Here is a 10,838-nt window from a genome sequence, read left to right on the forward strand (position 1 = left end):
GGCATGACCGTTTGGGGTACTGGCACCAGCGGTCTTTCCTATCATCTTCTGATAAAAACCGTGTTCTGAACCAATCTAGCCTTTGTTTCACCATAACTCCATCCTATAATTTCCAGGTGGGTTCTCCTGAAAAGATGTTCGAAGAACATAGCACCTGCTAATCTGCCCCTTCGTTAAGAACCTGTCTAGACTTCCTGGATAGGAGCAGTATTTTTCAACATATGTTTATGAGAAATGGGAATTAATTGTATCTTCAACTTTCTTTAACATGCCTTTATATGCTTCTTCATCAAGGTATCCAATACTTCCGAATAGTAAATGATCCACAGGTTCAATTCCAGTAAAATCAAATATACCCATGTCAGAGGTAACTTTCAAACCAGCTGTCATACCCACCGCGTCGTAAACCTCGTTAGGAGTTCCGTGTGTATTGATGATTAGACCCTTTTTACCCTTCAATAACTTGATTACACCTTCTTCTCCAGCAGAATAGGCAAACCCGAATGCAAATACTCGGTCTACATACCCTTTAAGAATTGCTGGAAGACCCGTCCACCAAATAGGGTAGATAAATGTTATAGCTTCTGCTTCAGAAATGAATTCTTGTTCCGTTTTAATATCATCAGGAGTTTTTCCCGCTTTCATGGCTGCTGTATCTTCCGGTTTCAGTACAGGTTGAAAATCAAGTGCATATAAATCACGGACAACAACTTCGTGACCGTGTTCCTTTAATGTTTTGACTGTTGTTTCCAAAATAGAGTGATTTAAGCTTTCGGCGTATGGATGTGCATAAACAACTAGGTGCTTCATTTCGGATCTCCTCCAAGTAATTTTTATTTAATTATTAAGCGTTACCTAATATTATAGTGTTAAACATTTTTTTGAAAGTAGTCACTTTTTTATTACATAGTCACAAAAATGGTACCATTTAGAAAGAGAGGTATACATGATGGCACGAAGCAGGTTCAGTGAACCTCCAGAGGAACAAGTAGGGGTTTGTCCAGTTACACAAACTCAAGACATAATTGCAGGGAAATGGAAAATCATCATTTTATGGCATTTAAGGACAAATACAAGAAGATTTAATGAACTTCAAAAGCTGTTACCAGGTATTTCAAAAGGAATACTGACACGTCAGTTGAGAGAATTGGAAGAAGACCAAATGGTTCACAGAGAAGTATATAAAGAAGTCCCCCCAAAGGTGGAATACTCGCTAACACCTTTAGGGAAAAGCTTTATTCCCATACTGGATAGTATGGGAGAGTGGAAAAAATATGAAAAATTAATAAAAAGCTAAAGCCTAACAGGGCTTTAGCCTTTTTCTCGTTTTATAAGTGCATCACCAAGATCGATTCTGCTCATAAGTCTCTCATGATCAGAAGGAAAACGTTCTTGAACATTTGCAACTCCCTCTATTGTAGCAGTACTACCATTAGGCACAGGACGTTCTTCCCTTTGAAATCCGGGGTTCAAACCATCATCAATCCTTTCAGCTCTGTCAATAGTATCGTTGTCATCATTATTATTAGCAGGATTATTGAATGGATCGATGGTATTATCTTGTGGCATATATTTCACTCCTTTGCTTTTATTATCCGCTGATGGCATTAATCTATTCGCACGCTGGACTTATCCCTTATTCGTATAGGTATGAATCCTGTTTTTTTCTAATCCGCAACAACGCCAATTCTCTAATACGATAGGTACAAGGATTTTTTGATGAATGGATTATAAATAAACTAAAAAATATTATTATTGACTTACATTTTATATTGTCTTACAATTTCAATGTAAATAGTCAAAACATTCAATTAAATGGAAGGGGAGCTTTTTTAACAAGCTGATTCACTTCAACATGAAGCATGACAACATCCTGCAGCGTACACTTTATGTCAATTCGAAAATGACATGAAGTCTTGTCATAATTTCAATAACTGTATGGTCTAGAGTGATCAAAGTATGAATGCTTTAGAAAAAATGAAAGCGAATACATTACTCGTTGGAATGGAGTGAATAACTTGAAAAATCAATCAAACCTTGCTGAATCTACTGTGATTGTTCCGGAGGACGTTAGTGCGAAACCAAGTTTCATCACGAAGTTTAAAACATCTTATGGTCCGGGGATCCTTGCCGTGTTAACGTGGCTTGGAGCCGGAGATCTGGTGACTTCATCGGTTGCCGGGGCAGATTATGGATATAGCTTAATGTGGATTTTAGCTCTGTCATTAATCCTTCGTTTTCTTATCGTTAATGTTATTGCAAGGTTCCAGCTTTGTAACACAGAGGGGTTAACCATACTTGAAGGATATGGCCGTATTCATCCATTTTTCGGTTATTTCATGTTTGGTTATGCACTGATAATGGGCCATCTTTTTAATGCCTATATGATTAAGGGAGCTGGAGAGGTTTTATCGACCTTATTCCATGTTAATCAGCCATTCCTAGCTTCAATCGTAGTTGTAGGATTAGTTTTTATGCTCATTGGCAGAAATATTTATAATAGAATTGAAAGTGTCATGAAAGTGCTTTTGGCATTATTGACCATTGCCTTCTTGTTCCTGGCCATACAAGCAACACCGGATGCGGGGCAAATCATTAAGGGAACTGTTGGTTTTAGCATTCCAAGTGATACTGGCGTTCATGGAGCATTATTGGTGGCGATTTCAATTATCGGTGCAGTGGCAGGATCGATTTCGAACTTTGTTCATCCATATTTCATGAAGGAAAAGGGCTGGACGAAACCGAGTCATGTAAAGGTTCAAAGAAATGATTTGCTGTTTGCGATCGGAGTTTGCATCGTGATTAATTTGGCCATTTGGGTGGTTGGAGCAGAAATTTTAAAACCGAATGGAATTCATGTGGAAACGATTGATGACTTGGCCATGGCATTACAGATGTCGTTAGGACAATTTGGCTGGTACATTTTCTATCTTGGTGTATTTGGCGTTTTGTTCGCGAGTGTAGTGGGCAAGTCAACCGGTTTTCCTAGATTGATAGTCGATGCCTTTTACGTAATAAATAAGGATCGCCGCGAAAAGTACAATGGTAAATATGAAAAAGATCCAATGTATAAATGGGTCATGATTTTCGTATTGGTTACCCCAATCATTTGGTCCATTCCCGGCATGCCTGGTTTCATCGCATTGACAATTGGCGTAAATGCAATAAACATCATCGGTTTTCCTATTATCGCCATTGGGATGCTGGTGCTATCAAATAAAAAAAGTTTGATGGGAAAATATAAAAACAATTGGTTCGAAAATATCATTCTATCTTTAGCTTCCATTTTAGCGGTTTGGTCCGCCATTCAATTAGCTACAACCTTTTTTTAAATAATGGTAGATTAGAGATAGAGGTATTTCAAAAATCATGTGTCTGCATTTGATCCCGATGGGGTCCTACTTTATTGGAAGTGAGGTATCATTGATGAAACCGAAAGTAATCATCTATAAGAAAGTGGATCAAGAAGTGTTGAATTACGTTCGAGAGGCTTGTGATGTCGTTTATTTTGAAGGTCTTGACTCACAAAATTACCCTGAATTCCTTCAAGAGCTGAAGAACGCACAAGGTATATTAGGTTCAGGATTAAAGGTGGATAAAGCTTTACTGGATCAAGCGCCGCAATTAAAAATCGTCTGTAATTCTTCCGTCGGTTATGACAATTTGGATATAACGGAGCTATCCAATCGAGGAATCATGGCCACGAACACTCCCGAGGTATTGAATGAGACAGTCGCAGATACGATTATGGGTTTGATGCTGTCCGCGGCGAGAAGAATGCCAGAGATGGATCAGATGGTAAAGTCAGGGCAATGGACTTCGAATATCGGAGAAAAATCATTCGGGTTGGACGTCCATCATAAAGTTTTAGGGATTATCGGCATGGGGGGAATAGGCTCTGCCGTTTCAAAAAGGGCCCGTTTTGGATTCGATATGAACATCCTATATCACAACAGATCTAGAAACGAAGAAGCAGAACAAAAGTATGGAGCTACATACTGTTCCCTGGAAAATCTGTTAAAGCAATCGGATTTTGTCTGCTTGATGACACCGCTGACACCCCAAACTGAAAAGATGATGGGGGAAAAAGAATTCAAGCTCATGAAAGAAACCGCCATCTTCATCAATTGTTCAAGAGGGAAAACCGTTGATGAAGAAGCCTTGATCACTGCGCTGAAAAACGGTGAAATTCACGCGGCAGGACTGGATGTCTTTGTACAGGAGCCCGTCCAGGAAGACAATCCATTGCTTTCGATGAAGAATGTCGTCACTTTGCCGCATATCGGTTCTGCAACATATGAAACCCGCGTGAAAATGGCTATGCTGGCAGCAACCAACCTTGTAGCGGGATTAAAGGGAGAAACTCCGCCTACCTTGATTAAAGCTGGTGTAAAGGTGAAGTGATTTCTTAAACAGCATTTATAAATTACGCTGGATAGCCTTATTTGCGGCTATCCATTTTTTGATTTTTCATAAAGCGCACAAACTTTTTCATTTCCATTCCTCCTATCATTTTGTTGACGCTTTCATTTTTTGGGTTATTTTAAGTTTATGATCAGCCTGCCGGAACCTACTGATATTTACAAGTGATAGAAAAAATAAAATTTTCAGTTAATTCCCCCTCTCTTTTTTGCCATTCCATGTGTTATGTTTTTATAAAGTGACTGGGGAGGAACCGTGTTGAAGAAGAGTATAAGAATAATATTATTGATTATGATTGCGGTGCCTCTAGCGGGTGAATTCAAGTTTTATCCCTTCGACGGTACATTCAGAGTCAGTTTGGGAACCCCCGTCTTTTTCTTGTTTTTGCTATGGGGGAGGGGAATCCATCCGATTATTGCAGGCATTTTAACGGGGATGAGTGTGTTTGTTTTTCGTTTTTCACTGGCTGTCGGAATACGGGACATATCTGTTGAGGAAGCGATGTATCTTCATTTTCCCGCCTTTTTCTATTATTTCATCTACGCGTTCGCATTTCATAAGACTAAAATGAATGAACGCCACGACCAGCCTTTGATGATCGGGCTTTTAGGGGTATTGATCGAGCTTATTGCAAGTGTATCCGAAATGGCGATCCGTTCCTTCTTGGCGAATCAGGACACACCCTTGCTAGCCATTGACCAACTCGTTTTAATCGCCTTTATTCGAAGCTTTTTCGTTCTCGGCTTTTTTAATATATTAAAGCTGAGAGAAGCGAAGTTCGCAGCAGCGGAGCAACGCATGCAAAAGGAACAAATGCTGCTTTTCATTTCAAGTTTGTATGAAGAATCGGTTCAACTGAAGAAAACGATGCAAAATGCGGAAGAAATCACCCGCACTTGTTATGACTTATACCGTCGATTAAAATCAGAGGGGACTAATGGAAGCGATGCGCAAACGGCGTTGCAGATTGCTGGTCTCGTGCATGAAATCAAAAAAGATAACCAGCGGATTTATGCGGGGCTGTCGGAACTCATGTCCTCCGAAAACCTGCAGGAATACATGAATATCGAAGAGCTTGGTAACATCATGATCGTGTCCAATAGACGATATGCAGAGTCCCTTCGCAAAGATATCTCATTTTCCTTGCATATAGATGGTGACCATCCGCCCTACCATGTATATATGGTATTATCATTAATAAATAATTTATTGGCCAATAGCGTGGAAGCCATCAAAGAAGAGGGATATGTATCATTGCATGTGAAAAGGAAAGGTCAATTCGCGGAGTTTTGCATCAGTGATAATGGTCCCGGTATTGCACCGAAGCAGAAGGAAGTCATTTTTACAGCAGGATATACAAAGAAATTCGATGAGGCGGGAAACCCTTCGACAGGAATCGGGTTATCGTATGTGAAACAAACTGTTGAAAAATTTGGAGGACAAATCAGGTTAATGGATAACTATAAAGAAACCGTATTTATCGTAGAACTTCCGATTGATGAGATTATGGGGAAAGGGTTAACGAGATGAATTATTTCATTATAGATGACGATCCTGCCATTCGAGGAATGCTGACAGAGATGATTGAAGACGAAGATTTAGGCAAAGTTGTGGGAGAAGCAGAAGACGGATCGTTAGTGAATAATGGTGTACTGTCTTTTAAAAAGGCAGACATTGTCCTAATTGATTTGCTTATGCCAATTAGGGACGGAATTGAAACGATCAGGGCTCTTGCTGATGGGTTTCAAGGAAAGTTTGTGATGATTTCGCAAGTGGAATCGAAAGAACTGATAGGAGAGGCGTATAGATTAGGGGTGGAATACTACATTACAAAACCGCTGAACCAAGTTGAAATTTCATGCATATTAAACAAAGTGAACGAGCGAATACTGGTGGATCAATCGATCCAGGGCATTCAAAAATCGTTGAACGTGTTTACGGGCCGCCCGAAGCCTTCGAAAGTGCCCCCCTCTCAGACAAAAAATATTATGGAAGCCGGACGTTCCTTAATGTCCGATTTAGGTATGATCGGCGAAGGGGGAAGCGAGGATTTACTAAACATTTTAGGATTCCTTCAAAGTGAAAAGAAAAGACTTGGTTCCGCCTACACGTTTCCATATTTAAAGGAAATTTTTGCTGCGATTGCTGCTGAAAAGCTGGGAAATCAAGCGGAAGAGGCCGAAATCCAGAAAGAAATGAAAGCCTCTGAGCAGCGTGTCCGCCGCGCCCTTAACCAGGCCCTCATCCATATCGCTTCATTAGGATTGACGGATTATCTGAATCCAAAATTCGAAGCCTATTCATCCACATTTTTTGATTTCTCGGAAGTCCGCAAAAAAATGCTGGAGCTAGAAGACAAAAGCAAAAAATTAAGCAGCCAGAGCCGGAATAACATGAAAAAGTTTATCCAAGTGCTGTTTATAGAGGCAAGACAGATGCTGAAATAATAAACCAGAAACACAAATATAATAGATTGAAAATTCATAAAAAAATTTCATATTTTTCAATGGAAGAAATAAAAAGGGCAAATCCGTTTATATGGATTTGTCCCTTTGTTTCTTCGCATTTTTATAAACAGTAACTTTCTTTCAAATCTATAGATAAAAAAGTCATTCGTGCTCTAGTAGTTGATTATTTCCATCGCTCTAACTTCGGGATGCCTCTGCTAAAAAACTTGGCAATAAATTTGGGCATTTTCATATTTTCCATCATATGATTTTGAACAAATTTTTGCATTTCCATCGCCGTAATATTTTGAGTGAATTCACCATTCATATAACAATGACTGCAATATTTAGTGCTTTTACTGCCATCTTTTTCAGTTCCTCCACCTATTTCATCTTTAGAAAGCGGCATTCCACAACTCTGACATGTTTTATATTTCTTCATTATAAATTCTCCTGCAAAAAGTTTTATCCTAAACATTACCTAACAAACAAAATTAAGTCAAGTCAATATGAATCACACCATTGTTGTGGGTGTCGCCTTTTACTAGTCATAAAAATAACCAGTCAAGCTACTGCTCAACTGGTTATGGCTATACATGTTAAATTAGAGTGTAAAATGACGATTCATTATGGCAACTGTTGTGCAATATACATTGATATAGTTCAGAAAATGTGATAAATTAGTATAGAAACACATTTATCAATATACAAAATCAGTTTACCCCTTACTATAAGTATAAGGTAAAACTCACCTCTAGTCAACCCCCATTTTTATTTTTTGAAGGAGTGTCTGATATGAACGATGAAATTCGGCAGGAGCAAGAACGTTTGGATGAGGTGATGGAAACCATTACGAAACAAATCGGCAAAATTGAAGGAGAAACTTCCCAGCGCAGAAAAGAAGTTGTTAATATCCGTAAACACTTTTGGGATGACCTCAAGGTTAATATGGATACGTTCGATGATTACCTCGAGACCATCATTGGCTTAAGGCAGCAGGCTCAAGCCTTGTCAGAACGTGAAGGCGCACATAGATATTCCTACAAGAGGTTGTCTACACTGCGACGCATGCAGGAAGTACCATATTTCGGCCGGATCGATATCACTGAAGAAGGGTCCGGATTTACGGAACATATTTATATTGGAACCTCCACTCTTACTGATGCATCAGGAGAAAATTTCATTGTCTACGATTGGAGGGCCCCGATTTCGAGTGTTTATTATGACTTTCCGCCCGGTCCCGCAGAATACTCTACTCCCGGAGGCATGATTTCTGGGATGTTGGAGAAAAAGTGGCAATATATCATCAAAGGCGGCGTTATCGAATCAATGTTTGATACGAGTCTCACCATTGGGGATGAGATACTGCAGCAGGTGCTTGGCAAGGGAACAGATAAGCATATGCACAGTATTGTGGCCACCATTCAACGGGAGCAAAATAAGATCATCCGGAATGATCGCGGACGTCTGCTCATCGTTCAAGGTGCCGCTGGCAGCGGCAAGACATCAGCTGCGCTCCAACGGATCGCTTACTTGCTCTACAAGAATAGGGAATGGCTAAAAGCCGACCAAATCCTTTTATTCTCTCCTAACTCCATGTTTAATAACTACGTATCCAATGTGCTGCCAGAACTTGGCGAAGAGAATATGCAGCAGGTAACATTCCAGGAATACTTGGATCATCGCCTGACTGACTCGTTTCAAGTTGAGGATCCTTATGATCAATTGGAATTCTTGTTGACTGCAGGGGATGATCCTTCCTATAGCACCAGGACAGCGAGCATCCAATTTAAGGCATCGATTCGCTTCTTTGAGATCATCAAAACATACAGACAATCACTGGAACGATCTGGAATGATCTTTAGAGGGTTAAAGTTCCGGGGGGAAACGCTCGTCTCCGCCCAACGAATCTCGGAACGATTTTATAACACAGACACCACATTAAGATTTCACAATAGGGTTGAAAAGCTGAAAGAGTGGTTATGTGAGATTCTTGATGAAACGGAAAAGTCCGAGTTGAAAAAACCTTGGGTCCAGGAGGAAATCGAGTACCTTAGCAAAGAAGACTATCAAAAGGTATATAATTACTTACAGAAGAAACGCGGCATTGATGAGGATTCCTTTGACGATTATGAGAAAGAGCATAAAATGCTCGCGCGTATGATTGTTCGCAAGAAATTGAAGACGTTACGCAAACGGGTAAAAGCACTTCATTTTATCAATATTAAAGGAATATACAAGCAACTTTTTGACGAACAAATACGGAGCGAACTTTGGAATGAAGGTGAAACACCTGTCGAAAGGGAAATATGTTTAGCAACGCAAAAAATGCTGGACGAAGGTAAACTGCATTACGAAGACGCGACTCCGTTTTTGCTGCTGAAGGAGTTAATTGTAGGATTTCAAACGAATACTTCTATAAAATACGTGCTTGTCGACGAAGCGCAGGATTATTCTCCATTTCAGTTCGAGTTTTTGAAACGGTTGTTTCCATTTGCAAGGATGACCGTGCTCGGTGATTTTAACCAGGCAATCTTTGCTCATGCCAGCGAACGGGTGGATTTCCAGACTCTTAGCAGTTTATACGGGATTAATGAAACCGAGAGTATAACCTTGGATCAAAGCTACAGATCCACGAAGCAGATTATAGAATTTACACGTGAACTAGTTCCTGAAGGCTACCGAATCAAGGCATTCGATCGTGAAGGCGAGAAGCCGGTACTGACTCAAGTGACCAGCCGTGATGAATTGCACCGCAAAATCGTGGATAAGGTCAAAGACTTTCAAAGTCGTGAGTATAATACCATCGCAATAATATGTAAATCCGCTGCCGAAAGTGCCGCCGCATACGATGGCCTTAGCAGCCTTGGTGAAATTAAACTCGTGCAGAAAGGCACAAATGAATATGAACAGGGTGTTGTTGTCATTCCAGCTTATTTGGCAAAGGGCATCGAATTCGATGCTGTCATCATTTATGATGCATCTGTGCAAACATACGGTGATGAGAGCCTGCGAAGATTGTTCTATACCGCATGTACCAGGGCTATGCATAACTTACACTTATATACGGTCGGTGAACCCAGTCCTTTCTTGCAAAACGATGCAACGAAGCGTTTCCTTCTGACAGATTAACGCTTCCTTTTTTCTCCTTTCATTTTATTGTTCTTTTATCAAATACTATAAAAGAGTCTATAGAAAAGGAGGAGATGAATTGATTAACAATAAAGAAAACAAATCGGTAAGAATTGATGGCGTGGAAACGGGAGCAAGTCATGCGACTGGTGAATCAACAACGCAATCAGTTAATGATGGTCATTATCATTACCCAGGACCCATAGAAGAAGGGTATAGTGGAAATACAGGAAGAGCGGTACAGCCTGCCGGGAAAAAAGATCCTGACGTTCCTCAGAACAAGGATACATTCAATTACACTCGTCTTTTAAAGTAGGTCCTTCCAACGGACGGCTGTTTTGAAATCTGCGTGGACCTTTGTTCTGTGCAGGTTTTTTATTGGGTGGTCTTTATAGAAACGACCTCGTTTTTAATTTATAACAGTTCGGACATAATATACTTGGAGGTGAAGGAAATGAGTAAAAAGACAGGAAGAGGCCGAATCGCACCAAGTGTTAACCCGCAGGGTCATGGAAAAGATGTGGAATTCTCCACTGAGCCAAAAAGCGATCTTGAAAACAAGGCAAAAAAGTCCAATACAAAATAAGCGCGTTGGGCAAAAATATGGTCATATTTCATAAAGAATGCCCTTCTCTTAGTGGAGAGGGGCTTTTATAATCTATTAGACGGCTCAATCCTCATTGAATGGAATATATCCTATATCCAGCACTAAATCCACGGTTTTTGTCGATGGATCATACGTTTTTGAAGCAATGAAATGTGAAAGAATGGAAATGGACCTGCCTATAAAAAACACCAAATACATTTGTCGCTGTGCTAATATGAAAGACTGAGCTA

The 10,838-nt window shown here is 40.0% G+C and carries 11 protein-coding genes; 8 read left to right on the forward strand and 3 right to left on the reverse strand.

The genetic code is table 11. The features are described from left to right. Positions 1-225 precede the first annotated feature (225 nt). The gene (locus ACQKNS_RS10290) at positions 226-810 is read right to left on the reverse strand and encodes an NAD(P)H-dependent oxidoreductase (protein ID WP_427642614.1); all 585 of its coding nucleotides are present in this window, start codon (positions 808-810) and stop codon (positions 226-228) included. Between the two features lie 139 nt (positions 811-949). Between ACQKNS_RS10290 and ACQKNS_RS10295 the strand changes: the two genes are divergently transcribed. Next, entirely contained in the window at positions 950-1,297 is a 348-nt protein-coding gene (locus ACQKNS_RS10295) for a winged helix-turn-helix transcriptional regulator (RefSeq protein ID WP_427644157.1), read from the forward strand. 14 nt (positions 1,298-1,311) lie between these two features. Here ACQKNS_RS10295 and ACQKNS_RS10300 read toward each other — a convergent pair whose 3' ends face one another. Further along, positions 1,312-1,569 (reverse strand): hypothetical protein, encoded by a 258-nt coding sequence (locus ACQKNS_RS10300; RefSeq protein ID WP_427642615.1) that lies wholly within the window; start codon positions 1,567-1,569, stop codon positions 1,312-1,314. A gap of 440 nt (positions 1,570-2,009) precedes the next feature. Between ACQKNS_RS10300 and ACQKNS_RS10305 the strand changes: the two genes are divergently transcribed. The 4 genes from ACQKNS_RS10305 to ACQKNS_RS10320 all read left to right on the forward strand — a co-directional run bounded on the left by ACQKNS_RS10305 (position 2,010) and on the right by ACQKNS_RS10320 (position 6,869). Next, positions 2,010-3,332, forward strand: a complete 1,323-nt coding sequence (locus ACQKNS_RS10305) for an Nramp family divalent metal transporter (RefSeq protein WP_427642617.1) — start codon at positions 2,010-2,012, stop codon at positions 3,330-3,332. 94 nt (positions 3,333-3,426) lie between these two features. Beyond that, positions 3,427-4,404: a 2-hydroxyacid dehydrogenase gene (locus ACQKNS_RS10310; protein ID WP_427642618.1), complete on the forward strand. Its 978-nt coding sequence runs from the start codon at positions 3,427-3,429 to the stop codon at positions 4,402-4,404. 276 nt (positions 4,405-4,680) lie between these two features. Further along, positions 4,681-5,952 carry a sensor histidine kinase gene (locus tag ACQKNS_RS10315; RefSeq protein WP_427642619.1) on the forward strand — a complete coding sequence of 424 codons (1,272 nt, stop codon included), beginning with the start codon at positions 4,681-4,683 and terminating at the stop codon, positions 5,950-5,952. Next, a complete protein-coding gene (locus tag ACQKNS_RS10320) occupies positions 5,949-6,869 on the forward strand; it encodes a response regulator (RefSeq protein ID WP_427642621.1) in 921 nt (306 codons plus the stop codon). Before ACQKNS_RS10315 ends, ACQKNS_RS10320 begins: the two co-directional genes overlap by 4 nt. A 184-nt stretch (positions 6,870-7,053) precedes the next feature. On the opposite strand, the gene ACQKNS_RS10325 is transcribed toward ACQKNS_RS10320, so the two are convergent. Next, positions 7,054-7,311, reverse strand: a complete 258-nt coding sequence (locus tag ACQKNS_RS10325; protein ID WP_427642623.1) for a zinc ribbon domain-containing protein — start codon at positions 7,309-7,311, stop codon at positions 7,054-7,056. Positions 7,312-7,664: 353 nt separating this feature from the next. On the opposite strand from ACQKNS_RS10325, the gene helD reads away from it, so the two are divergent. The 3 genes from helD to sspL all read left to right on the forward strand — a co-directional run bounded on the left by helD (position 7,665) and on the right by sspL (position 10,587). Further along, a complete protein-coding gene (gene helD, locus ACQKNS_RS10330) occupies positions 7,665-10,001 on the forward strand; it encodes an RNA polymerase recycling motor HelD (protein WP_427642625.1) in 2,337 nt (778 codons plus the stop codon). A gap of 79 nt (positions 10,002-10,080) precedes the next feature. After that, a complete protein-coding gene (locus ACQKNS_RS10335) occupies positions 10,081-10,317 on the forward strand; it encodes a hypothetical protein (protein WP_427642626.1) in 237 nt (78 codons plus the stop codon). Between the two features lie 138 nt (positions 10,318-10,455). Beyond that, the gene (gene sspL / locus ACQKNS_RS10340; RefSeq protein ID WP_034304091.1) at positions 10,456-10,587 is read left to right on the forward strand and encodes a small, acid-soluble spore protein L; all 132 of its coding nucleotides are present in this window, start codon (positions 10,456-10,458) and stop codon (positions 10,585-10,587) included. The last annotated feature ends 251 nt before the right edge of the window (positions 10,588-10,838 follow it).

The sequence above is a fragment of the Peribacillus sp. NPDC094092 genome (assembly GCF_050279365.1).
In the GTDB taxonomy this organism is placed as follows: Bacteria; Bacillota; Bacilli; order Bacillales; family DSM-1321; genus Peribacillus.

Coding starts and splice junctions, on each gene's coding strand:
- ACQKNS_RS10290 (WP_427642614.1), bottom strand. CDS start 810: ATGAAGCACCTAGTTGTTTATGCACATCCATACGCCGAAAGCTTAAAT.
- ACQKNS_RS10295 (WP_427644157.1), top strand. CDS start 950: ATGGCACGAAGCAGGTTCAGTGAACCTCCAGAGGAACAAGTAGGGGTT.
- ACQKNS_RS10300 (WP_427642615.1), bottom strand. CDS start 1,569: ATGCCACAAGATAATACCATCGATCCATTCAATAATCCTGCTAATAAT.
- ACQKNS_RS10310 (WP_427642618.1), top strand. CDS start 3,427: ATGAAACCGAAAGTAATCATCTATAAGAAAGTGGATCAAGAAGTGTTG.
- ACQKNS_RS10320 (WP_427642621.1), top strand. CDS start 5,949: ATGAATTATTTCATTATAGATGACGATCCTGCCATTCGAGGAATGCTG.
- ACQKNS_RS10325 (WP_427642623.1), bottom strand. CDS start 7,311: ATGAAGAAATATAAAACATGTCAGAGTTGTGGAATGCCGCTTTCTAAA.
- helD (WP_427642625.1), top strand. CDS start 7,665: ATGAACGATGAAATTCGGCAGGAGCAAGAACGTTTGGATGAGGTGATG.
- sspL (WP_034304091.1), top strand. CDS start 10,456: ATGAGTAAAAAGACAGGAAGAGGCCGAATCGCACCAAGTGTTAACCCG.